Source organism: Micromonospora sp. CNZ303, assembly GCF_004345505.1.
Genome location: NZ_SLVT01000013.1, coordinates 164,279 through 190,012 on the forward strand (window position 1 = coordinate 164,279; position 25,734 = coordinate 190,012).

A 25,734-nucleotide genomic window follows, 5' to 3' on the forward strand; every position below is an offset into this window, starting at 1 on the left:
ACGGCGGGGGCGGGCCGCTCGCCGCCGGCAGCCGCCACCGCGCTGCCGGCGGCGAAGCGACGACGGGCGCCGCTCAGAGCGCCACGATCGCCGCCGTCTCCGCCGGCAGCTCGATGCGGTCACGCATCACCGTGACCCCCTCCCCCGTCGCGAGCAGCACCCGGCGCGCCACCCCCGGCAGCGTGATCCGTTGCGGCTTGGCGGCCAGGTTCGCCGCCACGAGGGTCCCGCCCCGGCGCATCACCAGGAACTGGTCGCCGGGGCGTACGTCCACGGCGTGCAGCCTCGGGTCGGACAGGTCGGGGCGGCTCTTGCGCAGCGCGATGAGCCGCTTGTGGAACTCGTACATCTCGCGGTGTTCGGGTTTGTCCAGCTCGGCCCAGTCGAGCCGGGAGCGGACGAAGGTCTGCGGGTCCTGCGGGTCCGGCACGTCGCCCTCCGGCCAGCCGTGCGCGGCGAACTCCCGCTTGCGCCCGGTGGCGACGGCGGTCGCCAGCTCCGGCTCGGGGTGGCTGGTGAAGAACTGCCACGGGGTGCTGGCGGCCCACTCCTCGCCCATGAAGAGCATCGGGGTGAACGGGGCCGTGAACAGCAGCGTCGCGCCGACGCGCAGCAGCCCCGGGGAGAGGGTGGCGGAGATCCGGTCGCCGGTGGCCCGGTTGCCGATCTGGTCGTGGTTCTGCAGGTACGCGACGAAGCGGTGGCCGGGGGTGCGCTGCCGGTCCACCGGCCGGCCGTGGTGGCGGTTGCGGAAGCTGGACCAGGTGCCGGCGTGGAAGAACCCGCCGGTGAGCACGTCGGTGAGGCACTCCAGCGAGCCGAAGTCGCCGTAGTAGCCCTGCCGCTCGCCGGTGAGCAGGGTGTGCAGGGCGTGATGGGCGTCGTCGTTCCACTGGGCGTGCAGGCCGAAGCCGCCGGCCTCCCGGGGCGTGATCAGCCGGGGGTCGTTGAGGTCGGACTCGGCGATCAGCGACAGTGGCCGGCCGAGGTGGGTGGCGAGCGTCTCGACCTCAATCGCCACCTCCTCCAGCCAGGGCGTGGCGCGGGAGTCGGGCATGGCGTGCACGGCGTCGAGCCGTAGGCCGTCGACGTGGTAGTCGCGCAGCCACATCAGGATGCTGTCGACGATGTAGCGGCGCACGCCGTCGGAGTGCGGTCCGTCGAGGTTGACGGTGCGGCCCCAGGTGTTGCTCTGCTCGGTGAGGTACGGCGCGAACATCGGCGCGTAGGCCCCGGAGGGCCCGAAATGGTTGTAGACGACGTCGAGGATCACCCCCAGGCCCTTGGCGTGGGCGGCGTCGACCAGCCGTTTCAGGCCGTCCGGCCCGCCGTAGGGCTGGTGCGGGGCATACCAGCAGACCCCGTCGTAGCCCCAGTTGTGCTCGCCGTTGAAGGCGTTGACGGGCAGCAGCTCGATCATGTCGACGCCGAGGTCGACGAGGTGGTCGAGGCGGCCGATGGCGGCGTCGAAGGTGCCCTCGGGGGTGAAGGTGCCGACGTGCAGCTCGTAGAGGACGGCGCCGGGCAGCTGCCGGCCGGTCCAGGCCTGGTCGGTCCACTCGAACGCCGCGTGGTCGTAGCGCCGGCTCGGCCCGTGCACGCCCTCCGGCTGCCAGGGCGAGCGGGGGTCGGGCAGCGCCCGCTCGTCGTCGTCGAGCAGGAAGGCGTAGTCGGTGCCGGGCCCGGCGGCGGGCACTTCGACCCGCCACCAGCCGTCCGGGCCGGAACGCATGTCGTGGTCGGCGACGCCCGGCAGGCGCAGCCGGACGCGGGCGGCCTGCGGCGCCCACACCGTGAACTCGGTCATGAAGCCTCCACGGACTCGGTGGTGGGAGCCAGCAGCGCGACGGGGTAGGTGGCCAGCAGGTCGGCCAGCGGGGTCTGCCCGCCACTGTAGGACCGGCCCGTGAACAGGTCGGTCATCTCGTGAACGGGAAGTGACAGGGTCGTGTCGCCCCAGCCGCCGGCACGTGCCAGCCCGAGCGGCAGGCGGGTGGCGACGGCGACGGCGCCGCCCCGGTCGAAGGCGAGCGCGTGCCGCCCGGCGCGCCCGTGGGCCGGCACCGGCCGGTAGCCGGTGAACAGCTCCGGGCGGTCGCGGCGCAGCCGCAGGGTCCGCGACACCACGAGCAGTTTCGCGGCGCCGCCGGCGTCCACCGGCGGGGGCGGGCCGGCGTCGAGGCGGGCCAGCAGCTCCCGGCGTACGGCGAAGTCGACCGGGCGGCGGTTGTCGGGGTCGACCAGCGAGTTGTCCCACAGCTCGGTGCCCTGGTAGGTGTCGGGCACCCCGGGCATGGCGAGCTGCACCAGCTTCTGCCCGAGCGAGTTGGACCAGCCGACGGGGGCGATCTCGTCGGCGAAGGCGGTCAGCTCGGCGTGCAGCTGCGCGTCGTCGTACATCGCGTCGACCACGTCGTGCATGGCCCGCTCGAAGACCGGGTCGGGGTCGGCCCAGCTCGTCGACGCCGACGCCTCCCGGGCGGCCTTCTCGACGTACGCGTGCAGCCGCTCCCGTTCGATCGGCCAGGCGCCGACGGCGGTCTGCCACAGCAGGTGCGCGAAGGCCAGGTCGGGCAGCGGCGCGCGGGCCGTCCACCGGGCGACCAGGTCGGCCCAGCGCCCCGGCAGCTCGCTGAGCACGGCGAGGCGGGCCCGGACGTCCTCGGAGCGCTTGGTGTCGTGGGTGGAGAGGGTGGTCATGCTCGCCGGCCAGCGCACCTGCCGGGCGGCGGCGAAGCGGTGGAACTCGGCCGGCGGCACGCCGAAGTGCGCGGGGCTGCCGCCGACCTCGTTGAGCGCGACGAAGCGGCTCCACCGGTAGAAGGCGGTGTCCTCCACGCCCTTGGCCATGACCGCGCCGGTGAGCTGCGGGAAGCGCTTCGCCAGCTCGTCGTCGGGGTCGCGCAGCCGGCGGGTGAGCGCGTCCAGCACGGCGGTCAGGTCGGGGCGGCGGCGGCCGGCCTCGGCGCGGGCGGCGGCCAGGTGCCGGGCGCCGTGCGGCGGGTAGCCCCGGTAGACCGGGAACGCGGCGGCCAGCTCGGCCAGCGCCGCGCGGGCGGCGTCGGGCTCGACGTCGTCGGCGAGCGCGGCGAGGCGGGTCAGCTCGGCCGACAGCAGGCGGGTGGCCGCGGCGAGCTTGGTGTCGTGGGTGAGGTCCTGCCAGGAGGTGTGCCGGCCGACGAGGTGGGTGTCCAGGGCGGTGAAGTCACCCTCCGCGTCGGGGTCGACGAAGAGCCCGCAGACGGCGGCGAGGGCGTCGTAGCCGGTGGTGCCCTCCACCGGCCAGTCCGGCAGCTCCTCGCCGTACTCCAAGATCTTCTCCACTACCAGCCACGCGTCGGGCGCGGCGGCGCGCAGCCGGGCCAGGTAGACCGAGGGGTCGCGCAGCCCGTCCGGGTGGTCGACGCGGATGCCGTCGACCTCGCCGGCCGCCGCCCACCGCAGCACCAGCTCGTGGGTGGCGGCGAAGACCTCCGGGTCCTCCACCCGCAGCCCGGCCAGGTCCGAGACGGCGAAGAACCGGCGGTACGTCAGCTCGGTGTCGCCGCGCCGCCAGGAGACCAGCTCGTAGTGCTGCCGGTCGTGCACCTCGCGGGGGCTGCCGTCTGCGGTGCCGTCGGCGATCGGGAAGCGGTGCTCGTGGTAGCGCAGCTCCCCGTCGGCGAGCTTGAGGTCGTCGAGGGCGTCCGGGGAGTCGGCGAGCACCGGCAGCAGCAGCCGCCCCCGGTCCCAGTCGACGTCGAACCAACCGGCGTACGCCGAGTCGCGGCCCCGGCGCAGCACGTCCCACCAGGCGGGGTTCGCGGCGGGCACGGCCACCCCGGCGTGGTTGGGCACGATGTCGACGACCATCCCGAGCCCGGCGGCGCGCAGTGCCCGCAGCAGCCGCTGCCGGGCCGCCTCGCCGCCCAGCTCGGGGTTGACGGCGCGGTGGTCGACCACGTCGTAGCCGTGCGCGGAGCCGGGGGTGGCGGTGAGCAGGGGCGCGCTGTAGAGGTGCGTGACGCCGAGGGCGGCCAGGTAGCCGGCCAGCTCGGCGGTGGCGTCCAGGTCGAAGCCGGGGCGGACCTGCACCCGGTAGGTGGCGCCCACCCGGGGCGCGTCGGGTCGAGGGGTGCTCGACATGTCAGGCCTTCCTCTCCAGCACCACCACGCACCGGTCGGGCACGCAGAGGGTGCCGCCCGCCTCGACGACCGTGGTCTTCTCCGGTTCCGGTTCCGCGGTGCTGATCACCACCTCCCAGCGCGGCCCGAACTCGGGGCCGGGCACGGTGAAGTCCAGCGAGGCGTCGTGGGCGTTGAAGCAGAGCAGGAAGGAGGCGTCCACGTGGCGCTGGCCGTACGGGCCGCGTTCGCGGATGCCCTCGCCGTTGACGAAGAGCGCCACCGAGCGGCCGAAGTCGTTACCCCAGTCCTCGCCGGTCATCTCCCGCCCGTCGGGGGTGTACCAGGCCAGGTCGGGCAGGGGCTCGTCGACCAGCCGGGAACGCACCGGCAGGCCGGTGAAGAAGCGCCGCCGGCGGAACACCTGGTGGCGGCGGCGGAAGTCGACCAGCTTGCGGGTGAACTCCAGCAGGTCGGTGTCGGCGGCGTCCCAGTCGACCCAGGCCAGCTCGCTGTCCTGGCAGTAGGCGTTGTTGTTGCCGCGCTGGGTGCGGCCCAGCTCGTCGCCGTGGCCGATCATCGGCACGCCCTGGGAGAGCACGAGGGTGGCCAGGAAGTTGCGCCGCTGCCGGGCCCGCAGGGCGCGTACCGTCTCGTCGTCGGTGTCGCCCTCGACGCCGCAGTTCCAGGACCGGTTGTGGCTCTCGCCGTCACGGTTGGACTCGCCGTTGGCCTCGTTGTGCTTGTCGTTGTACGACACCAGGTCGCGCAGCGTGAACCCGTCATGGCAGGTGACGAAGTTGATGCTGTGGAACGGGCGGCGCCCGTCGTCCTGGTAGAGGTCGGCGGAGCCGGAGATGCGGGAGGCGAACTCGGCGAGGGTGGCCGGCTCGCCGCGCCAGAAGTCGCGCACGGTGTCGCGGTACTTGCCGTTCCACTCGGTCCACACCGGCGGGAAGTTGCCCACCTGGTAGCCGCCCGGCCCGACGTCCCAGGGCTCGGCGATGAGCTTGACCTGGCTGACCACGGGGTCCTGCTGCACCACCTCGAAGAAGGTGGAGAGGCGATCGACCTCGTAGAACTCGCGGGCGAGGGTGGCGGCGAGGTCGAAGCGGAACCCGTCGACGTGCATCTCGGTCACCCAGTACCGCAGCGAGTCCATGATCAGCTGGAGCGAGTGGGGGCTGCGTACGTTGAGGCTGTTGCCGGTGCCGGTGTAGTCGACGTAGTAGCGGCGGTCCTCCTCGCTCAGCCGGTAGTAGCTGGCGTTGTCGACGCCCTTGAAGCTCAGCGTCGGGCCGAGGTGGTTGCCCTCGGCGGTGTGGTTGTAGACCACGTCGAGGATGACCTCGATGCCGGCGGCGTGCAGCGCCTTGACCATGCCCCGGAACTCCTGCACCTGCTGACCGAGGTGCCCGAGCGCCGAGTAGCCGTGGTGCGGGGCGAAGAAGCCGATGGTGTTGTAGCCCCAGTAGTTGCGCAGCCCCAGGTCGGTCAGCCGGTGGTCGTGCACGAACTGGTGCACCGGCATCAGCTCGACGGCGGTCACGCCGAGCTTCGTCAGGTACTCGATCATCGGCGGGGAGGCCAGGCCGGCGTACGTGCCGCGCAGCTCGTCGGGGATGTCCGGGTGGCGCATCGTCAGGCCGCGCACGTGCGCCTCGTAGATCACCGAGTGGTGGTACGGGATGCGGGGCGGGGAGTCGTTGCCCCAGTCGAAGTACGGGTTCACCACCACCGACTTGGGCATGAACGGCGCCGAGTCGGTGGTGTTCATCCGCTCCGGGTCGCCGTGCTCGTAGTCGTAGACGGCCGGGTCCCACCGCACGTCGCCGTCGATCGCCTTGGCGTACGGGTCGAGCAGCAGCTTGGCCGGGTTGCAGCGCAGCCCGTTCGCCGGGTCGTACGGGCCGTGCACGCGGTAGCCGTAGCGCTGCCCCGGCTCGATGCCGGGGATGTACGCGTGCCAGACGTACGCGTCGACCTCCCGCAGCTCGACCCGCCGCTCGGCCCCGGTGTCCCACTCGTCGAACAGGCACAGCTCGACCCGCTCGGCCACCTCGGAGAAGATGGCGAAGTTGGTGCCCATCCCGTCGTAGGTGGCCCCCAGGGGGTACCGCTCGCCCGGCCAGACCTGCATGTCGCTCCCTTTGCGCAAGATCATGAGCGCGCACCGCACCATGAGCGCACCACACGACGGGGCCGGGTGGCGCGCGTGCGGGTATTGCCCCACGCGCTCCGCCGCCAATCCACCCGATTGGAGGATGACCGGAATGCACCCGACTGGTAGCGGGTGGACGTTTCGACGCCCCCGGTCACCGTGGCCCCGCTGTCGGTCCGGAACGGATCATGCTTGCGGTCACCATCTTGTGTCCGCACTGGTCAAGTCGATGATCATCGGACAGACTCGCAGGATCCGGCGGGGGACGAGGTCCGGGGGGTGTGCGTGCGGGTGCTCCTGGTCGAAGACGACCTACGCGTGGCGTCTGCCCTCGCCAAGGCGCTGCGCCGTCGGGGACACGAGGTGGTGTCGGCGCTGACGGCCGCCGAGGCGATCCGGGCCGACGCCGTCGACCTGGTCCTGCTGGACCTCAACCTGCCGGACCGGGACGGCCTGGAGGTCTGCCGGCGGCTGCGGCAGGTCGACGAGGACGTCGCGATCATCGCGGTCAGCGCCCGCGCCGAGGAGTACGACCGGGTGGCCGGCCTGCGCGCCGGCGCCGACGACTACGTCGTCAAGCCGTTCTCGATGGTGGAGTTGCAGGCCCGCATCGAGGCGGTCATGCGGCGCACCGCACGCAGCACCCGGGGCGCCCGCAGCACGGGCGAGTTGCGGGCCGGCAGGCTGCGCATCGACGTGCACGCCCGGCAGGTCTGGGTGGGCGACCGGGAGGTCAACCTCGCCCGCAAGGAGTTCGACCTGCTGGTGGCGCTCGCCCGGCAGGCCGGCACGGTGGTGCCCCGGGACCGGTTGCAGCTGGACGTCTGGCAGACCACCTGGGGCACCCGGCACAACCTCGACGTGCACGTCGCGGCCCTGCGGGGCAAGCTCGACGACGCCGGCCTGGTCGAGACGGTGCGCGGCGTCGGCTACCGGCTGCGCGCCGGGTGAGGACCCTCGGTGACGTGAACCGCGACCCGCGTCCCGGTTACCGCGTCGGGAATCTCAGGTGATCCTCAAGAATCGCAGGCCGCCCGCCACCGGTGGGCCGAGTACGGGTGTGCTGGGCGCACCCAGCCATCCCTCCTGTTTGGAGATCCTTTTGAGATACAGACGGACAACGGCCGGTGTGTTCTCCGCGCTGCTCGCCGCCGCCCTCGTGGCGACGGCGGTGCCCGCGCAGGCGCAGGGGCAGCCGAGCGCGGCCCTGCAGCAGGCGGAGCCGAACCAGGTGCAGGGCCTCACGGTCGTGCAGGGTGACGGGTACGCCACGCTGGCGTGGACCCGGGTGGAAGGGGCCACCGACTACCAGATCGAGCGGACCCCGCTCGCCGCGGACGGCACGCCCGGCACGCCGGTCATCGCCGGCGTGTGGCGCCCGAACCGGCAGGTCAACAACGACGAGCCGACCTTCGCCGACGCCGGCTTCGCCCCCGGCAACGGCTTCCAATGGCGGGTACGGGCCCGCTTCGGCACCGAGGTCCAGCCCTACTCGGCGCCGGTCAGCGGCACCACCCGCGGCCACTGGGGCGACCCGGGCACCCCGGGTGAGAACCTGCGCACCCAGTGGGAGGAGACGCTGGGCGCGCAGTACACCAGCGACGTCAACGAGTACGCGTACACCGCCGCGCTCGACGGGGCCAGCGAGCGGGTCCGCGTCGTCGAGATCGGCCGTACCGTCCTGAACCGGCCGATCAACATGCTGGTCATCGGCTACCCCCGGCCGGCGGCGACGCCGGAGGCGGTGGCCGCGACCAACCCGCTGATGGTCAACTGCAACGTGCACGGCAACGAGCCGGGTGACCGCGAGGCCTGCCTGATCATGGCCCGGCAGCTCGCCTTCACCAAGGACGCCAAGACCCTCGACCTGCTGTCGAAGACCACCATGCTCATCGTGCCGACGCTCAACGGCGACGGGCGGGCGGCCAACTCCCGGGGCAACTCCACCGGCCAGGACCTGAACCGGGACCACTCGCTGATCCGCCAGCCGGAGACCCGCGCCCTCGCCGAGATGGTGCGCGACTACCGGCCGATCGCCGGTTACGACGGCCACGAGTACGGCAACACCAACACCGGTGACCTGCCGATGCTGCCGCCGCGGCACCAGAACGTGGCGCAGGGCATCTTCGACGAGTCGCAGAAGATGATCGAGGGCCACATGTACACCGAGGGCGCCCGGGACGGCTGGTGGGCCTGTCCGTACGGGTGCACCACCGGGGCCAACGTGGGGCTGAGCGAGGAGACCATCCTGCGCAACACCCTCGGCCTGAAGAACGTGGTCAACTCCCTGTTGGAGCTGCGCAGCTCCGGTGGCCCGACGCGGCCCGACGAGTCCAACACCGCGAACAACCGCCGGCGCAAGACCTACTCCGCGCTGTGGACGTTCAACCAGTTCCTCACGTACCACGGCGCCAGCGTCCAGGGCATCACCAAGGCCCGTGCCGAGGGGATCCTGTCGCAGTCCGCCAACGAGGGACGCATCGTGTTCCGGGGCTCCCGCAAGATCGAGGCGTACCCCGCCCCGCACCCGGGTGAGGCCCCGCCGCCCGCGGACGCCCCCACCCCGGAGCGGATCCTCGAGCAGGCGCCGTGCGCGTACCGGCTGACCGAGGAGCAGTACCACGGCGAGCGCACCGACGGCCCGGCCGGCCAGCGGACCACCGTGGCCCAGCGGCTCGCCGCCCACGGCTGGAAGGTGATCAAGGTCGGCGACAGCTACCTGGTTCCGCTGTCCCAGCCGCAGCGGGGCCTGATCCCGCTGCTGCTCGACGAGCAGGCCGTGGAGGGCCTGGTCGCCGGCGAGCGGGTCGCCCCCACCCTGACCGGTACCCGCAACGGCCCGCTGGTCGTCTCCGGCGTCGCCTGCCTGGACGGGGCCACCGTCCGGGGTCCGGTCCAGGTGCGTCCCGGCGCGGTGCTGATCGTCAACGGCAGCTCGATCAACGGTCCCGTCGACGCCACGGGCGCCGCCGGGTTCGTCGTGACCGACAGCAGGGTCAACGGTCCGGTGCGCGCCACCGGCACCCAGGGCCCGGTCGTGGTGGTCGGCAACACGCTGACCGGCCCGGTCGGCGTGGTCAACGGCAAGACCGTGGCCCCGCTGGTGGCGGGCAACACCGTCAACGGCCCGCTGGACTGCACCGGCAACTCCCCGGCACCGACGAACCTGGAGGTCGCCAACTCGGTGAGTGGTCCGAAGTTCGGCCAGTGCGCCCAGCTCTGACCTGCTGAGTCCCCGCCCGGGATGCCGGCAGGTCGGCCCACCGCCGACCTGCCGGCACCTGCCGTACCGGTACTGGAGTGGAGAGACCGTGTCCGAGACCCACATCCCCGGCCCTGCGCCCCGGGCCGCCCGCCGTCGGCGGGCGGCGGCCGGGGCGGCCCTGGCCCTCCTGGTCGCGCTGACCGGATGCACCGGCTCGCAGGAGTCCCCCGCCGCGGCGGAGCGCACCGGCGACAGCACACCGGCCGCGGTCACCGGACCGCTGTGCGACGCGCTGCCCTCGGGGACCGAGCCGGGTAGTCCGGGCTCGCTGGTGGACCGGTCCCCCGCACAGGCCCTGACCTGGATTCCCGTGCTCACCATGTTCGAGGCGGCGGTGCGGGCCACCGGGATGACCGAGGAGCTGTCCGCCGCGGGCGGGCTCACCATCCTCGCCCCCACCGACGACGCCTTCCGGGCCAGGTTCTCCACCGCCAACCTGGACCAGCTGCTGCTCAAGGACACCGCGACGCTGCGCGGGCTGTTGAAGGAGCACCTGGTCGCCGGGGCTCACCCGGTGGCCGACCTGGCGTCCGCCGGCACCGTCACCACCCTGGCGGGCACCACCCTCGCCGTCGCCCCGGCCGGGTCGGGCGTCCGGCTGGCCGACCGGGCCGAGACGATCTGCGCGGACTACCGGGCCGGCGGTGCCCGGATCCACGTGATCGACAAGGTGCTCGGCAACCTGCCGGAGACCGCCCACGAGGAGGACCACGCCCACTGAGCGGTGCCGCCCGGCGGACGGCCGCCGACCCCGTGTGCGGGGTCGGCGGCCGTTCCCGTACTCGGGGGCGGTCGCCGCAGGTCCCGCCGCCTTCTCACCCGGTCGGCCGACGACCGGAATCCACCCGACTGACACGAACCGGCACTTTCAGGTGTCCTCCGTCACCTTGGCCCCTTTCGAGATGCGGGATCGGTCGGGATGCCCTTTGCTTGTTCCCGGGGGCGCGCCCGCGCGTCCCGGCCCGGCCATTCGGCCATCCCTCAGCACCGTTCCGCCGCCACCGCTGCCGGCGCGTCCCACCATGCACGGACGGAGATCGATTGTGACGACCCTGCGGGTCGACGAGCAGCCCACCAGCACCCCGGGCCGGGTCCACCGGCCCACCCTCACCTCCCGGCCCCAGGTCCCGGCGCAGTCCGGTACGACGGGCACGCCCCCGCAGAGCCGCCGCATCCTCATGCTCTCCTGGGAGTACCCGCCCGTCCTCGTCGGCGGGCTCGGCCGACACGTGCACGCCCTCTCCGTCGCCCTCGCCGCCGCCGGACACGAGGTCACCGTCGTCACCCGACACACCGACGGCGCACCCCTGGAGGAGTACGCCGACGGCGTCCGCATCGTCCGCGCCGCCGAAGACCCCGTCACCTTCCCCCTGGCCACCTCCTCCCTGCTCGCCTGGACCATGGCCTTCAACCACACCCTCACCCGCGCCGCACTACGCGCCACCGAGGCCGGCACCTACGACGTCATCCACGCCCACGACTGGCTCGTCGCCCACACCGCGATGACCCTGCGCGAACACCTCGACATCCCCCTCGTCAGCACCATCCACGCCACCGAGGCCGGCCGACACCAGGGCTGGCTGCCCGAGGAGATGAACCGCACCATCCACGGCGTCGAACACTGGCTGGCCGGCGAGTCGGGCCGGGTGATCGTCTGCTCCGGCTACATGCGCGACGAGGTGACCGGGCTGTTCGGCGTTCCGACGGGCCGCGTCGACGTGGTGCCCAACGGCGTGGAGCCGCACCGCTGGCGCGTCCCGGCCGCCGCGGTGGCGCAGGCCCGCGCCCGCTTCGCCGGGGACGGGCCGCTGGTCACCTTCGCCGGCCGGCTGGTCTACGAGAAGGGCGTGCAGCACCTGATCGCCGGGCTGCCCCGGCTGCGCGAGCGGCACCCCGGGCTGCGCGCCGTCATCGTCGGCGACGGGCCGTACCGCGGCGAACTGGAGGCCGAGGTGCGCCGCCTGGGCCTCGGCGGCACGGTCAGCCTGCCGGGCTTCCTCGGCGGCACCGACCTGCCCGCCGTGATGGCCGCGTCGGACTGCTTCGCCGTGCCGAGCATCTACGAGCCGTTCGGCATGGTGGCCCTGGAGGGCGCCGCCGCCGGCGCACCCCTGGCCGTCGCCGCGACCGGCGGGCTCGCCGAGATCGTCGAGCCCGGGGTGACCGGGATGACCTTCCGGCCGCACGACCCGGACGGGCTGACCGACGCCGTCGACGCGCTGCTGTCGGACCGGGAGCGGGCCCGCCAACTCGCCCGCCGGGCCCGCGTCATGGTGCACGAGCGCTACGGCTGGTCGGCCATCGCGCAGCGTACGGCCGCCGCCTACGCGGCCGCGATCGCCACCGCCGGGTCGTTCGCCGCCGAGCGGGTGACCCGGGGCCGCGCCGTGCCGTCGATCGCCGAGGGCAACCTGCTCGCCGCCGCCGGCCTCCGCTAAGGGGTAAGCAAGGGCACCTTCCTATCGTTTCTTGCATAGGAAGGTGCCCTTCCTTACACCCCGTCGGGCGCGACGGCGGTGGATGCGACACGACGAAGGCCGCCGACCCCGTGCGGGTCGGCGGCCTTCGTCGTCGGTACGGCCGGAACTCAGCGCTCCGAGAACGGGGCGTACGCCCGCTCGGGGGCACCGGTGTAGATCTGCCGCGGGCGGCCGATCTTGGTCTCCGGGTCGTTGATCATCTCGCGCCACTGCGCGATCCAGCCGGGGAGCCGGCCCAGCGCGAAGAGCACCGTGAACATCTTGGTCGGGAAGCCCATGGCCTTGTAGATCAGGCCGGTGTAGAAGTCCACGTTCGGGTAGAGCTTGCGGGAGACGAAGAACTCGTCGGCGAGCGCGATCTCCTCCAGCTGCATGGCGATGTCCAGCAGCGGGTCGGGCTTGGCCATCCGGCCGAGCACGTCCTGGGCCGCCTTCTTCACGATCGCCGCACGCGGGTCGTAGTTCTTGTAGACCCGGTGGCCGAAGCCCATCAGCTTCACGCCGTCCTGCTTGTCCTTCACCTTGCGTACGAAGGACCCGACGTCGCCGCCGTCGGCCTGGATCTTCTCCAGCATCTCCAGCACGGCCTGGTTGGCGCCGCCGTGCAGCGGGCCGAAGAGCGCGTTGACGCCCGCCGAGACCGAGGCGAAGAGGTTGGCGTTGCTGGAGCCGACCAGCCGCACGGTCGAGGTGGAGCAGTTCTGCTCGTGGTCGGCGTGCAGGATGAACAGCATGTCCAGCACCTTGGCCATCACCGGGTCGACCTCGTACGGCTCCGCCGGCACGCCGAAGGTCATCCGCAGGAAGTTCTCCACGTAGCCCAGCGAGTTGTCCGGGTACAGCAGCGGCTGGCCGATCGACTTCTTGTACGCGTACGAGGCGATGGTGGGCACCTTCGCCATCAGCCGCACCGTGGACATCTCGACGTGCGAGGAGTCGAACGGGTCCAGGCTGTCCTGGTAGAAGGTGGAGATGGCGCTGACGGCCGACGAGAGCACGGCCATCGGGTGCGCGTCGCGCGGGAAGCCGTCGAAGAAGCGGCGCATCTCCTCGTGCAGCAGCGAGTGCCGGCGGATCCGCTCGGTGAACTCGGTCAACTGCTGCTGGGTCGGCAGCTCACCGTAGATCAGCAGGTAGGAGACCTCCAGGAAGGAGGACTTCTCCGCGAGCTGCTCGATCGGGTACCCACGGTAACGCAGGATCCCCGCGTCGCCGTCGATGTAGGTGATGTCGGACGAGCAGGCCGCGGTGTTGACGAAACCGGGGTCGTACGTCGTCATCCCGGTTTCCTTCAGCAGCTTGCCCACCCCGATGCCGGCGGGGCCCTCGACCGCGGATTGCACCGGCATCGAAAGCTGCCCACCGGGGTGATCGAGCTTGACTTCCGTCATGGTTCCCTCGCTTCGCCGGCAGATCTGCGTTGAATTGCCTTCGCTTTTACCGTAATCACGGTCGAGGAGATACCGCCCGTCGTGGTTCGACGGTGAGGCATGCGTCACCCGTTTCCCGACCAGCGACCCGGGAAACCCGCGCAATCCGGACGCACACCCACCACCCAGCCCCATCCCATCCCACACCACCCACCGCGCCCGTGCCGCTTTCTCCCCGCCCCACCCCGCGCCACCGCGCCGCGCTGTCCCGCGCCGCGCCACCGCCCCACGCTGTCCCCGCGCCACCGCCCCACGCTGTCCCCGCGCCACCGCCCCACGCTGTCCCCGCGCCGCGCCGCGTGCCCGGACCCGGCCCTGCCCGGCCCGCGCTCCCGCTCCCTTTCCCGGCGTTGACCATGAAGTTATTGCCCTGGAATGCGCTTTCCGTGGGCAATAACTTCATGATCAACCGGTACGGCGCGGTGCGGTGCGGCGCGGCGCGGGGGTGGTGCGGTTGGCCGGGTCCGGGTCCGGGTCCGGGGCCGGGCAGGACCGGGGCCGGGCAGGGCCGGGGAGTCAGGTGAGGGTGAGGGTGAGGAGGGTGTTGTCGGGGGCTACGCGGTAGACGGTGAGGCGGTTGGCGCCGGCGTGGAAGAGGCGGTCGTCGGCGAGCAGGACGGCGAAGCGGCGGCCGCCGGCGTCGCGGGGCACCACCGGGACGACCGCGCCGATCCGGCCGTTGACGGCGATCGCCAGGGGTGTGCCGTCGGGTACGTCGTCCGGCACGTCGCCCCAGACGGCGGCCGGCAGCCGCCCGGTGTCCGGGTCCACCGCGTCGAACGCGGCCAGGTCGGCGACCCGGGCGGTGCCGCCGGTCGGGCGGTCGCCGACGGCGGTGCCCACCAGCGGATGGGGCGCGGGCGGCGCGGGCGGGGCCGGCACGCCGCCGGTGATGGGGGTCGGCTGGCCGGGGCGGTCGTAGAAGACCTTGCCCGCCTCGGCGCGCGGGGTCTGTCGGGCGGACCGGCCGTCGACGGGCCACGGGAGCCGGATGGCCGCCTCGTCGGCGATGGTGGGCAGCAGGTCGACGTGCTGCCAGTTCCGGTCGTCGGTCCGGCCGGCGCGCTGGCCGGGGGTCTTGACGAACGTCGGCACCCAGGCGACCTCGTCGGGGGCGGCCCGGATGGCGCCCATGCCGCGGCCCTGGGCGCCGGGGGTGAAGCTGACGCCGTGGTCGGCGGTGACCACCAGCAGGGCCTGGTCGTAGAGGCCGGTGGAGCGCAGGGTACGCAGGGTCTCCCCGATCAGCCGGTCGGTGTAGCCCAGCTGCGCGAGGTGCCGCCGGCGGGCCAGCTCGGCCCAGCCGTCGCCGTCGTTGGGCAGGTCGTCCGGAGCGTCGTAGCGCGCCCCCGACGGCAGGTACGCCCACGGCGAGTGCGGCATCAGCAGGTGCAGGAAGTGCAGGGTGGGCCGGGGTGCCGGCCCCAGCCCGGCGAGGAAGCTGGTGAAGCGGGCCGGCTGGTTGTCGTCGAGGCTGTCCCAGCGGAACTTCGGGTCCGCCGGCACCGGCTCGGCGGCGTCGATGCCCGCCTCCGCGCGGGTCCGCTCGCGGTACGAGTCCTCCGGGTCGACGCGGCTGTCCACCGGGGCGGTGACCTGCCGCAGCAGCCCGCCGGCCTGCCGGATCAGCACGCCCATCCCCTGCTCCGGGCTGATCGGCTGCTCACAGCGGCTGGGCGGGCAGAGCCGGGTGATGCTCTCCTCGGCGCGGACGTCGTACAGGCCGCCGAGGGCGGTGAAGAGGTTGTCCGGGTACTGCGAGTAGTGCGGCGCCGCCGCCCGCTGCGGGTAGCGGCCGGTGAGCATGGCCGGCAGCGCGTAGGGCGTCCAGCCGCTGACGCCGGTGGCGTTGCGGTACCAGGTGGAGCCGCCGGCCAGCTCCGCGAAGTGCGGGAACCGGGTGGCGTCGATCCGCCCGTCCGCGCCGAGCAGGGAGACCAGGGGCAGCTCGTCGAGGACCAGCACGACCACGGGCGGATGATTGCCGGGCCCGGCCACCCCGGCGGCGCCGCCCTCGCCCCGGGGCAGCACCACCGTGGAGGTGGGCGAGGCGAATACGAACAGCCCGACGAACAGCAGCGGCCCGGCCGCGGCCAGCCGCAGCATCCGCCCGGGCGCGCGCCAACGCCGGTGGGCGGCGGCCCCGGCGGCCCCGGCCACCGCGGCGAGCAGCAGCAGCGGTACGCCCCGCAGCGGCGTACCGTGCCGGCCGACCTGCACGGCCAGCGCGGCGAGCAGCAGGCCGACCAGCAGGGTGTGCGTGGCCGAGCGGGCGGTGCGTCCAGCCAGGCGGGACAGCGCGCCGGGCAGCGCGACGGCGGCGGTGGGCACCAGCGCGACCAACGCCACCAGCAGCATGATCTCCCCCCGGTCGGCCCGGTGGAACAGGAAGAAGTCGGGGCTGCGCCCGAGGACGTCCAGCAGCGGCTGGGTGACCACGAGCCCGACGAGCCCCGCCACCTCGGCCAGCCGGCCCAACTCCGTACGCCAGCCGCCCGCCGGGGCGGCGACCGCCTCGGCAGGCCCCTCGCCGCACCCATCGACCGGATCGGCCGGGCCGACCGGGCCGGACGAGCCGGACAGGTCGGCGGGACCGGACTGGCCGGACGGGGCGGGCGGGGCGGACAGGTCGGGCGGCAGGGCGTTCGCGGGCTCAGTCACCCACGACCGCCGCGTAGAGCGTCCGGGTGCCCGAGGGCAGGTCGAGTCGCCGCGCGATCCGGCAGCGCGCGGCGAGCAGCCGCTCGAACTCGGCCGGCCGGTAGTCGGGGAAGAGCCCCTCGGGCTTGTTGGCCAGCAGCCGCCGGGCCATCGGGTCCTCGGGATGGACGAACTCCACCACCACCCGGGCGCCCGGGGCGGCGAGCCCGACGAGCCAGTCCAGCACCTCGGGCAGCGGCACGTTGCGCCCGATCGCCAGGTGGTGCACCACGGCCAGGGCGAGGACCACGTCCGCCTCCACCCGGTCCGCGAACGAGGCCCGCTCGACGCCGCGCCAGCCGCCGCCGGGCGACGGGTCGGCGAGATCCATCACCAGGGGCAGGATCCGCCGCTCCCCCGCCGCGCGCAGGTCCCGGTAGAACCCGTCGACCACGCCCGGGTCCTGCTCGACCGCGACGACGTAGTCGGCGTGCCGGGCGGCGAGGCGGGCGTACCGGCCGTCGTTGGCGCCGAGGTCCAGCGCCAGGCGGGGCCGTGGTCCGTCGGCCAGCGCCTCGGCGACGAAGCGTTCCTTCGCGGCCCGGTCGTCGGCGGTGTACGCGCAGGTGCGCTGGTAGTCGACCCAGTGGCTGGCCGTGCGGCGGGGCTCCAGCCGCCGGACGAGCTTCTCGATGCCGCGTACGGTGGCCAGCGCCAACTCCCGCGAGTACCCGGCGGCCCGCAACTGGGACCGGACGTCGGCGGTGCTGGCCCGGGCGTTGCGCCGCTGCATGGCGTCGTGCAGGTGCACGTGGGTGGGCACGCCGGGCAGCAGCCGTCGGACGCCGCCGAACAGCCGGCGCATCTGCTCGGGCTCGATGCCGTCGACCCGGGCGCGCAGCCAGGGCTGGAAGTCCAGTCCGAGATGGGCGCCGAGCAGCAGCGGGTAGAGCAGCGTCTGGCAGAACTGCCGGTAGCCGGCCCAGGGCTCGCCGTCGCGGGCCGGGGTGAACGAGCCGACGTCGATGAACACCGGTTCGGCGCCCCGCCACTGGAGGTTGTAGGCCGACCCGTCCTTCGTGGTGAACCCGGCCGGCAGGGCCGCCCGCAGGATCTCCAGGTGCAGCAGCGCCGCGTCGCGCAGCATGGTGAAGGACCACTCGTACGGGTGGGAGACGAACGGGATGCGCTCGTGGCGCAGGACGGCGGCCCACCGGTCGGCCGACGGCACGGCCGGCGAGTCGACCGCCTCGGTGCCGCACACCTTGCCGGCGGCGAGCAGCGGCGGGAAGAACTCGCTGGCGGTCAGCGCGCGCCACTCCCCGGCGGCCTGCTCGTCCAGCCCGCGCAGCACGTCGCCGTCGAGGTGGAAGACCCGGTTTGCGGGGTCGCGGAAGGAGCCTGGCTCGGCGCGCAGGCCGGTGCGGGAGGTCGCCATCGGCCGGGGTCAGCGCTGGTCGGTGGGCTGGCGGCGGAACCGGTCGACCAGTCGCCGCCAGTAGAGCTTGGCCGCCACCGCGGCGCCGGCCACCCCGCCGACCACCGCCTGCACGATCAGGCTGCCGGACCCCGCGTCCAGGTAGGCCAGGTGTTCCACCGACCGCTCCTTTCCTCGCGTCTCGATGTCGGCGTACGCGGGCAGGATCCTTGAGGGATTTGCCCGTAAAGCCGGACTTGTCTGACACGCTACGCCGATCGTCCCGTTCGTGAAGGGCACACCCGACACTCCGCCCGGTTGTCCGTTTCGTTCAAGACGGGCGCCGGGAGCCTCCCTACGGTGGGAGCCATGGCACCCAGACTCGATCTCATCGGCATGGTCAGCAGCGACCTGCCCCGCTCCCTCGCCTTCTACCGGCGGCTCGGCCTCGACATCCCCGCCGACGCCGACACCGCGCCGCACGTGGAGGTCACCCTGCCCGGCGGCATCCGGCTGGCCTGGGACACCGCCGACACCGTCCGCGCGCTCGACCCCGACTGGAAGCCCGGGGGCGGCGGCGGGGCCAGCCTCGCCTTCCTGTGCGCCGACCCGGCGGAGGTGGACCGGCTCTACGCGGAGCTGGTGGCCGAGGGCCACGAGGGTCACCTGCCCCCGTGGGACGCCTACTGGGGCCAGCGGTACGCGGTGGTGCTCGACCCCGACGGCAACGGCGTGGACCTGTTCGCCCCGCTCGCCGCGAGCTGAACGCGGACCGGAGCCGCCGGAGCGCGGGTCAGGTGACCGGCGCGGCGGTCATCGGTCCTCCGGCGGTCGGGTGACCTCGACGCGGGCGATGAGCTGCTTGAGCTGGGCGATCTCCTCGTCGAGCGCGGTGGTGCCGGCCAGGGTCAGGCTGATCCAGGTGCGACCCCGCCGGCCCTCGTAGCCCTTCTCGACCTGGATCAGGCCGGCCGCCTCCAGCACGCTGAGGTGCTTGGAGAGGTTGCCGGCGGTCAGGTCCAGCTGGGTACGCAGGAACCGGAACTCGACCCGTCGGGCCTCGTGGGCGATGGTGAGGATGCCGAGCCTGACCCGCTGGTGCACCACGTCGTCGAGCTCGGTGACCGGATGGGCGGACGCCGTCCCGTCCGGTGCCGAGGCGTCGACAGAGCCCGTCACCGGGGCCCCCGCAGCCGTTGCGCCAGCGCGAAGCCGGCGCCGCCCAGCAGCAGTACGCCGCCACTGATGACCAGCATCGGCGCTCCCTGCCACCGGCCGCCCCAGTGGGCTCCCCAGCCGAAGTCGATCGGCACCAGCACCACCGTCAGGTAGCCGAGGGCGAACACCAGCAGCGCGGGATGCCGCTCCAGCCAGGCCAGCACCAGCAGGGCCAGCCCGATCACGCCGATCGGCGTGAGCAGCCGGAACAGGACCCGCACGGCGGCGGACGGGTCCAGGAGCTGGGAGTCGGGGACGATCCACGCGCCGGCGCCGGCGGCGATGGCGGCGAACAGCACGACCGTGAGCGCGACACCGGTGAGCACGTACGGCCGCACCCGGGTGTCCACGCCCCGGGCCCGGGCGACCCGCAGGTACCCGCCGGCGATCACCAGGTACGCCAGGGACAGCGCCGCCAGCCAGTAGAGCTGCGGGACCGGCTCCCAGACCTTGCACACCTGACCGCCGTCCGCCGCCCGGCAGTCACGGACGACCGTGGGGCCCCACCCGGAGACCGGAATCGCGCCGAAGGTCACCACGGCCAGCACCAGCAGCGGCAGCCACGTCACCCGCTGGGCCAGCCGGACCCGTCGTGCCAGGCCGTACGCCTCGGCCAGGAGCCGGCGGGGATCGCCGCCGGCAGGAACCACGTTTGAAGTCATGCCAACAGGTTTCCATAGCAAACCGATTGGCGCTAGACCTCTCGGCGAACTGGGGCAGGGTTCGGGGATCCGCCCGCTCAGCGGGGCAGCAGGGCGGTCGGCGGCACGCCGGCCAGGTCCCGCACGTCGCGGGTCAGGTGGGCCTGGTCGGCGTAGCCGCAGCGGGCCGCCACCTCGGCCAGCGGGGTGCCGGCACGGGCCAGCGCCAGCGCGCGCCCCATCCGCAGGATCCGGGCCAGGGTCTTCGGGCCGTACCCGAACAGGTGCTGGCACCGACGGTGCAGGGCGCGCGGATCGAGGCCGGTCCCGGCGGCGGTCGCGGTCACGCTGGCGCCGGCGGCCAACGCGGCGGCGACCCGGGCGCCGATCGGATCGGGCCCGCCGTCCGCCCGCAGCCGCCGGACGGCGATCTCCGTCAGCACGTCGGCCGGGGCCGCCTCCGCCCGCTCGGCCAGCCGGGCGACGTCCCGGTCGCCCCACAGCGCCGCCAGGGGAACCCGCCGGTCGCGCAGCTCGACGGCCGGTACGCCGAGCACCGCCGGTCCGATGCCCGGCGGCAGCCGCAGCCCCACCCAGCGCTCCGGCGGCCCGCCGCCGCTCAGGTGCGCGGTGCGGTCCGGCCCGGCCACCGTCAGCCCGCAGCGGCTCGACCAGAGCAGGTCGAGGCAGCCGTCGGGGAGCACCCTGGTCGGTGCGGCGCCCGCCGTCGTGGCGCTGGTCCAGAGCACCGCGCCGGCGAACCCGGCCGGACGTTCCCGGTACATGCCGCCCAGCCTGCCACGGCCGGGCTAGCCTCCGGGTGTGCGATGGTCGGTGCTGGACGCTCCCCTCGACTCCTCCGGACGCGGCCGGGGCGAGCACCGGGCGCCCGCCGCGCTGCGGACCGCCGGGCTGCTGGGCCGGCTGGGCGCGGCCGACGCCGGCGCGGTCGACGCCCTGATCACCGACCCGGTACGGGACCCTGAGACCGGGGTGATCGGCGTCGACCAGGTGCGCCGCGCCGGCCGGGCGATCGCCGCCCGCACGACGACGCTGATCGGCTCGGGACGGCATCCGCTGGTGCTCGGCGGCGACTGCGCGATCCTGCCCGGCATCCTGGCGGGGCTGCCCGCCGGCTTCGACCTGTGGTTCCTCGACGCCCACCTGGACTTCGAGGACGGCCGCACCTCACCCACCGGTGAGGCGGCCGACATGGACCTGTCGATCGTCACCGACCACGGCCCGGCGGGGGTCCTCGACCGGGAGGGGCCGCTGGTCGACCCCGACCAGGTGCACCTGCTCGGCCACCGGCCGCTCGACCGGGCCGCGACGGACGGGAAGGAGGCCTCCCGGATCGACCCCGCCGTCCACCTGGTGCCGGCCACCCGGCTGCGGGGCGCCGACGCGGCGGCGGTGGGCCGGGATCTCGCCGCCGGTACGACGCCGGCCTGGCTGCACCTCGACCTCGACGTGCTCGACCCGCTGGTGCTCCCGGCGGTCAGCTATCCCGAGCCGGACGGGCTGGACTGGGCCGACCTCATCGCGCTGGCCCGACCGCTGGTGACCTCGGGTCGACTGATCGGGATGAGCGTCACCGACTTCAACGCCGACGAGGACCCCGACGGGCGACACGCGGAGCGCGTCGGGCAGGCCCTCGCCGAACTGCTGGCCGACTGACCCCGCCGTCGGGCGTGCGGGCGGCCGGCCGTGGCACCCGACGCGCGACCCGGTACGGCCGTCCGGTCCTGGACGATGTCGACACGGGCGCGCAGCGCGGCGACGGCCCCGAGGCGGCGCTCAGGCGTCGGCGTCGGTGGCGGCGCCGGGCAGCCGGACGGTGAACACCGTGCGCCCCGGCCGGCTGTCCAGCTCGACCGTGCCGTGGTGGGCCTCCACAACGGCGGCCACGATCGCCAGGCCCAGGCCGGTGCTGCCGTGCGCCCGGGACCGGGAGCTGTCGCCCCGGGAGAAGCGTTCGAACACCTCGGCCCGCAGCGCCGGCGGCACGCCCGGCCCGTCGTCGGCGACGCCGAGCACGGCGACGTCGCCGTCGACCCGCAGGGCGGTGGTGACCGTGGTGCCGGGCGGGGTGTGCACCCGGGCGTTGGCCAGCAGGTTCGCCAGCACCTGGTGCAGCCGGGCCGGGTCGCCGGGGACGCGGACCACGGTGTCCGGCAGGCCGAGCCGCCACCGGTGCTCCGGCCCCGCCACGTGCGCGTCGCCGACCGCGTCCACCACCAGCGCGGACAGGTCCACAGGCTCGACCACGAGCGGCCGGCCCGAGTCGAGCCGGGCGAGCAGCAGCAGGTCGTCGACGAGGCGGGTCATCCGGGCGCTCTCGGACTCGACCCGACGCAACGCGTGGGCCACGTCGGGCGGCACCTCGTCCCGGCCGCGCCGGGCGACCTCGGCGTACCCCCGGATGGCCGCCAGCGGCGTACGCAGCTCGTGGCTGGCGTCGGCGACGAACTGGCGTACCCGGGTCTCGCTGGCCTGGCGGGCGGCGAGCGCGGCGCCGACGTGCCCCAGCATCCGGTTCAGCGCCGCGCCCACCTGCCCGACCTCGGTGCGCGGGTCGGTGTCGGCGGCCGGCACCCGCACCGACAGCGCGACCTCGCCGCGGTCCAGGGGCAGCTCGCTGACCCGGCCGGCGGTGGTGGCGACCCGGCGCAGCGGGCGCAGCGTCGCCCGCACGATCAGGGCACCGGCCCCGCCGGCGACGAGCAGCCCCGCGGTCGCCACGCCGGCCTGCGCGGCGACCAGCCACCAGACGGTCTCCGACACGCCCGACAGCGGCAGGCCGAGCACCCGCACTGTCCCGCCCGGAAGCTGGCGCGCCACCACCCGGTAGGCACCGCGCTCGCCCAGCTCGCGGGTGCGGGGCCGGCCGTCCGTGGGCAGGTCCGCGAGGCCGGCCAGGTCCCCCGCGGGGACGGCGCGTTCCTCCCGGTCGGCGAGGGTCCAGGCCCGGACCACCCGGCCGTCGGCCACCTCGGCGGCGACCGTCCCCGGCGGGAGGCCCCGGGGAATCCGGGCGTCCGGCCCGCCGCTGCCGCCGCGCGGCCACTCGGCGGGCGACGGCCCGCCCCGCCTGGGGACGGCGCGCATCGGTGCCAGCTGCTCGTCGACGCGGTCGATCAGGAACTGCCGCAGCGCGACCGTGGTGATCCCGCCGATGGCGACGCTGACGAGGGCCAGCAGGGCGACCAGGATGACCACCAGGCGGGTCCGCAGCGACACCCCGGCCAGCCGGTGGCGCAGCCGGCCGGCGGCCCGCTCACTCCGCCGGCCGGAGGACATACCCCGCGCCGCGCAGCGTGTGGATCATCGGCTTCCGGCCCGCGTCGATCTTCTTCCGCAGGTACGAGATGTACAGCTCCACCACGTTGGCCTGGCCGCCGAAGTCGTAGTGCCAGACGTGATCGAGGATCTGCGCCTTGCTGAGCACCCGGCGCGGGTTGCGCATGAGGTAGCGCAGCAGCTCGAACTCGGTGGCGGTGAGCGTGACGGGGCAGCCGTCGCGGCGTACCTCGTGGCTGTCCTCGTCGAGGCTGAGATCGCCGACGGTGAGCACCGCGTCCGGGCGGGCGGCGACGGCGAAGCCCGAGCGGCGCAGCAGCGCCCGCAGCCGGGCGATCACCTCCTCCAGGCTGAACGGCTTGGTGACGTAGTCGTCGCCGCCGACGGTCAGCCCGGCGATCCGTTCCTCCACCGCGTCCCGCGCCGTCAGGAAGAGCACCGGCACCGTCGGGGCCTGCTCACGCAGCCGACGCAGCACCTGGAAGCCGTCCAGGTCGGGCAGCATCACGTCGAGCACCACGGCGTCCGGCCGGAACTGCCGCGCCGCGTTCAGCGCTGACGTGCCGTCGCCCGCCGTACGCACCTGCCAGCCCTCGTAGCGCAACGCCATCGACAGCAGGTCGGCCAGGGTCGGCTCGTCGTCGACCACCAGCACCCGCACCGGCTCCCCGTCGGGGCGGCGCAGCTCGATCCGGCCCGCCCCGACCTGCCCGTCCGTCACCATGGCCCCCATCGTGCGCCGGGCCGCTGTGCCCGGCTTGTGCGCCACCTGTGCCCCCGCTGTGTGCCGGCCGGCCCGTCCACCACCGGGCGACCGGACCCCCGGGACGCGGCGGTGGTCGTCGTCGCCGTGGTGCCCGGCCACGCCCACCGGCCGCCCCGCCCGACGGGCGACGGGCGCCCTCACTCGGTCATGCCCACCGGGTAGGTGTGCACGAAGCGCATCGTCCAGGTGCCGCCGGTGGGCTGCTCGCGCTGGTAGAGGTGGTCCGGTCCGCCGGCCGTGGCCGGCCCGACGCCGTCGGGGTGACGCAGGATCCAGTGCGCCGGCGGGGAGCCGTCCGGCTCGGCGGGCACCGACCGGACCAGGTCGTGGGCCGGGCCGCCGACGAAGCGTACGGTCACCTCGCTCATCCGTGCGCCCGCCTTCCCGCAGTGCCGCCCCGGCAGCGGCCCTGGCTCGCAAGCTACCGCAGCGGTGGGCGGCACCGCCCGGATCCGGCAGCGGTTTGCCCTGATCGGAGCTCGGGTACCGCTGCCCTGGGGACCTGTCGAGGGACGGGCCAGGAAGAGCAGGGAGCGGTCGATGAGAACGCTGGACGGGCGATACCGGCTCGAACAGCGCATCGGCATCGGCGGCATGTCGGAGGTCTGGCGGGCCCACGACGCGGTGCTGGACCGGCCGGTCGCGGTGAAGGTGATGTCCCCCGGGCAGGAGGGCCAGGACACCTCTGTGGAGCGCATCCGCGCGGAGGCCCGCTCCGCCGCCCGGCTGGTGCACCCGAACGTGGCCTCCGTGCACGACTTCGGCACCTGCGGGACGGGCCCCGAGGGCCAGGTGCCCTACATCGTCATGGAACTGGCCGAGGGCGAGACGCTGGCCGCGCACCTGCGGACCGGACCGCTGGACTGGCGCATCGCCGTACGGGTCTGCGCCGAGGTGAGCGCCGCGCTGGCCGCGGCGCACGCGCACGGCATCGTGCACCGCGACGTCAAGCCGGCGAACGTCATCCTGACCCCGGCCGGCGTGAAGGTGCTCGACTTCGGCATCGCCACCCCGTCCGGCACCCCGGACCGGTCACCGGAGGGGATGGTGGTCGGCACGCCCGCCTACCTCGCGCCGGAGCAGCTGGAACGGGCGCCCGTCACACCCGCCGCCGACATGTACGCCCTCGGCGTGCTGCTCTACTACTGCCTGACCGGGCGGCTGCCGTACCAGGCGGGCACCACGACCCCGACCCAACTGCTCGGCGCGCGCCGGCGGCAGCCGCCGCTGCCGCTGCCGGAGATCGAGGGGCTGCCGCCGGAGGTGGCCGACCTGTGCGCGAGCTGCCTGGCCGACGACCCGGCCGACCGGCCGTCCAGCCTGATGGCGGCCCTGCTGCTGGCCGAGGCGGTGGACGCCCGCGTGTACGTGCCGCTGGGGCAGCCCATGGCGCCACGACAGCGCGGCGGGTCGATCTCGCCGTGGACCGAGCGGGCGGCGGCCGAGGCGACCGAGGCGGCCCCCGTTCCCGACTGGTCCACCCGGGCCCGCTGAGCCTCCTCCCGCGGCCCGGCCAGGTCGGCGTCGTGGGGCCGATCCGTCCGGCGTCCGTCGGGCCGCCCACCCGTCGCCCGCGTTTCACCGTCCGGGGGCCGGGTAGCCGGGCCGGTGAGCGACGGGAGGAACGCGATGCCGGAATCGAGCTCCTGGCTGAACGAGACGGCCACCGCGACCGCCGAGGGCGGCCACGTACGCACCGACGACGGGAGCCTGTCCACGGCCCTGGCGTCCCCACTGGCGCCGCACTGCTCGGGGCTGACCCCGGAGCAACTGCTCGCCGCCGCCTTCGCGTCCTGCCTGCACCACGCGGCGGTGGAGGCGGCGGGCGAGATCACCGACGAGGCGCACACCGTGCAGGTACGCGCGGAGGCGAAGCTCGGGCGCGACGACGACGGCCGGTACCGGGCCGACGTGCACGCCTCCATCTCGTCGGCGGGGCTGAGCCGGCAACAGCTGGCCGAGTTGGTCGAGCACGCGGACCGGTTGTGGCCCTTCTCCAGCGGCGATGGCAGCCGGCACCGGCTGACCGTCACCCCGGCGGAGAACGGCCGGCACTGACCGACCCGTCGGCGGGCCCTGCGGCGCGGGACAGCTCTGACACCACCGCCGCCGGTACGACCTGCGCCGTCGCCTTGAGGCCGACGGGCGGTCGGGCGGGTGGCCCACGGCGGCCTCCACCGTTCGGTGGAGGCTCGGCGCTGGCCCGGCACCCGAGCCTGCGATCGGCTCTCCGCCCGGTTGCGGGCCCTTAATCGGATATATGCGAAAGAGTCGACAAGAGTGGTTGGCGGCGTTGATGACCCGCCGGGGGT

The 25,734-nt window shown here is 74.2% G+C and carries 21 protein-coding genes; 8 read left to right on the forward strand and 13 right to left on the reverse strand.

Annotated elements, in window-relative coordinates; genetic code table 11:
* Positions 1-73 precede the first annotated feature (73 nt).
* From treZ to glgX, 3 genes are read right to left on the reverse strand one after another with little or no spacing between them, the layout of a single operon-like run.
* Positions 74-1,807 (reverse strand): malto-oligosyltrehalose trehalohydrolase, encoded by a 1,734-nt coding sequence (gene treZ / locus EV374_RS21240; protein ID WP_132238006.1) that lies wholly within the window; start codon positions 1,805-1,807, stop codon positions 74-76.
* Entirely contained in the window at positions 1,804-4,125 is a 2,322-nt protein-coding gene (gene treY / locus EV374_RS21245) for a malto-oligosyltrehalose synthase (protein ID WP_132238008.1), read from the reverse strand. Before treY ends, treZ begins: the two co-directional genes overlap by 4 nt.
* Before the next feature lies 1 nt (position 4,126).
* Positions 4,127-6,244: a glycogen debranching protein GlgX gene (gene glgX, locus EV374_RS21250; RefSeq protein ID WP_132238010.1), complete on the reverse strand. Its 2,118-nt coding sequence runs from the start codon at positions 6,242-6,244 to the stop codon at positions 4,127-4,129.
* Positions 6,245-6,550: 306 nt separating this feature from the next.
* On the opposite strand from glgX, the gene EV374_RS21255 reads away from it, so the two are divergent.
* From EV374_RS21255 to EV374_RS21270, 4 genes are all read left to right on the forward strand, one after another.
* Entirely contained in the window at positions 6,551-7,216 is a 666-nt protein-coding gene (locus tag EV374_RS21255) for a response regulator transcription factor (protein WP_132238012.1), read from the forward strand.
* 151 nt (positions 7,217-7,367) lie between these two features.
* Positions 7,368-9,488 (forward strand): M14 family metallopeptidase, encoded by a 2,121-nt coding sequence (locus EV374_RS21260; protein ID WP_132238014.1) that lies wholly within the window; start codon positions 7,368-7,370, stop codon positions 9,486-9,488.
* A gap of 88 nt (positions 9,489-9,576) precedes the next feature.
* Complete coding sequence (locus EV374_RS21265; protein WP_132238016.1) at positions 9,577-10,251, forward strand: fasciclin domain-containing protein; 675 nt, start codon at positions 9,577-9,579, stop codon at positions 10,249-10,251.
* A gap of 322 nt (positions 10,252-10,573) precedes the next feature.
* Positions 10,574-11,968 (forward strand): glycosyltransferase family 4 protein, encoded by a 1,395-nt coding sequence (locus EV374_RS21270; protein WP_132238018.1) that lies wholly within the window; start codon positions 10,574-10,576, stop codon positions 11,966-11,968.
* 149 nt (positions 11,969-12,117) lie between these two features.
* Here the strand turns inward: EV374_RS21270 and EV374_RS21275 are convergent, their stop codons facing one another.
* The 4 genes from EV374_RS21275 to EV374_RS32700 form a co-directional block, all read right to left on the reverse strand.
* On the reverse strand, positions 12,118-13,401 hold the full coding sequence (locus tag EV374_RS21275; protein ID WP_132238020.1) for a citrate synthase: 1,284 nt from the start codon (positions 13,399-13,401) through the stop codon (positions 12,118-12,120).
* 555 nt (positions 13,402-13,956) lie between these two features.
* Positions 13,957-16,023, reverse strand: coding sequence for a sulfatase-like hydrolase/transferase (locus tag EV374_RS21280; protein ID WP_132238130.1), 2,067 nt, complete (start codon positions 16,021-16,023; stop codon positions 13,957-13,959).
* A 70-nt stretch (positions 16,024-16,093) separates the two neighbouring features.
* Complete coding sequence (locus tag EV374_RS21285) at positions 16,094-17,518, reverse strand: class I SAM-dependent methyltransferase (RefSeq protein WP_132238022.1); 1,425 nt, start codon at positions 17,516-17,518, stop codon at positions 16,094-16,096.
* A gap of 9 nt (positions 17,519-17,527) precedes the next feature.
* Positions 17,528-17,677, reverse strand: a complete 150-nt coding sequence (locus EV374_RS32700) for a hypothetical protein (RefSeq protein WP_165947858.1) — start codon at positions 17,675-17,677, stop codon at positions 17,528-17,530.
* A gap of 138 nt (positions 17,678-17,815) precedes the next feature.
* Here EV374_RS32700 and EV374_RS21290 point away from each other — a divergent pair, with 138 nt between their 5' ends.
* On the forward strand, positions 17,816-18,262 hold the full coding sequence (locus tag EV374_RS21290) for a VOC family protein (protein WP_207914423.1): 447 nt from the start codon (positions 17,816-17,818) through the stop codon (positions 18,260-18,262).
* A 48-nt stretch (positions 18,263-18,310) separates the two neighbouring features.
* On the opposite strand, the gene EV374_RS21295 is transcribed toward EV374_RS21290, so the two are convergent.
* The 3 genes from EV374_RS21295 to EV374_RS21305 all read right to left on the reverse strand — a co-directional run bounded on the left by EV374_RS21295 (position 18,311) and on the right by EV374_RS21305 (position 20,141).
* Positions 18,311-18,676, reverse strand: a complete 366-nt coding sequence (locus EV374_RS21295) for a transcriptional regulator (RefSeq protein ID WP_132238026.1) — start codon at positions 18,674-18,676, stop codon at positions 18,311-18,313.
* Positions 18,673-19,377 carry a hypothetical protein gene (locus tag EV374_RS21300; RefSeq protein ID WP_132238028.1) on the reverse strand — a complete coding sequence of 235 codons (705 nt, stop codon included), beginning with the start codon at positions 19,375-19,377 and terminating at the stop codon, positions 18,673-18,675. Before EV374_RS21300 ends, EV374_RS21295 begins: the two co-directional genes overlap by 4 nt.
* Positions 19,378-19,454: 77 nt before the next feature.
* Positions 19,455-20,141 carry a helix-turn-helix transcriptional regulator gene (locus tag EV374_RS21305; RefSeq protein WP_132238030.1) on the reverse strand — a complete coding sequence of 229 codons (687 nt, stop codon included), beginning with the start codon at positions 20,139-20,141 and terminating at the stop codon, positions 19,455-19,457.
* Positions 20,142-20,178: 37 nt separating this feature from the next.
* Here EV374_RS21305 and EV374_RS21310 point away from each other — a divergent pair, with 37 nt between their 5' ends.
* Positions 20,179-21,033 carry an arginase family protein gene (locus tag EV374_RS21310; RefSeq protein ID WP_132238032.1) on the forward strand — a complete coding sequence of 285 codons (855 nt, stop codon included), beginning with the start codon at positions 20,179-20,181 and terminating at the stop codon, positions 21,031-21,033.
* Between the two features lie 120 nt (positions 21,034-21,153).
* Here EV374_RS21310 and EV374_RS21315 read toward each other — a convergent pair whose 3' ends face one another.
* The 3 genes from EV374_RS21315 to EV374_RS21325 all read right to left on the reverse strand — a co-directional run bounded on the left by EV374_RS21315 (position 21,154) and on the right by EV374_RS21325 (position 23,790).
* Positions 21,154-22,605, reverse strand: coding sequence for a sensor histidine kinase (locus tag EV374_RS21315; protein ID WP_486485884.1), 1,452 nt, complete (start codon positions 22,603-22,605; stop codon positions 21,154-21,156).
* A gap of 28 nt (positions 22,606-22,633) precedes the next feature.
* On the reverse strand, positions 22,634-23,380 hold the full coding sequence (locus tag EV374_RS21320) for a response regulator transcription factor (RefSeq protein ID WP_132238036.1): 747 nt from the start codon (positions 23,378-23,380) through the stop codon (positions 22,634-22,636).
* A gap of 179 nt (positions 23,381-23,559) precedes the next feature.
* Positions 23,560-23,790 (reverse strand): hypothetical protein, encoded by a 231-nt coding sequence (locus EV374_RS21325; RefSeq protein WP_132238038.1) that lies wholly within the window; start codon positions 23,788-23,790, stop codon positions 23,560-23,562.
* Positions 23,791-23,962: 172 nt separating this feature from the next.
* Between EV374_RS21325 and EV374_RS21330 the strand changes: the two genes are divergently transcribed.
* The gene (locus EV374_RS21330; protein ID WP_132238040.1) at positions 23,963-24,916 is read left to right on the forward strand and encodes a serine/threonine-protein kinase; all 954 of its coding nucleotides are present in this window, start codon (positions 23,963-23,965) and stop codon (positions 24,914-24,916) included.
* 135 nt (positions 24,917-25,051) lie between these two features.
* Positions 25,052-25,480, forward strand: coding sequence for an OsmC family protein (locus tag EV374_RS21335; RefSeq protein ID WP_089000686.1), 429 nt, complete (start codon positions 25,052-25,054; stop codon positions 25,478-25,480).
* The last annotated feature ends 254 nt before the right edge of the window (positions 25,481-25,734 follow it).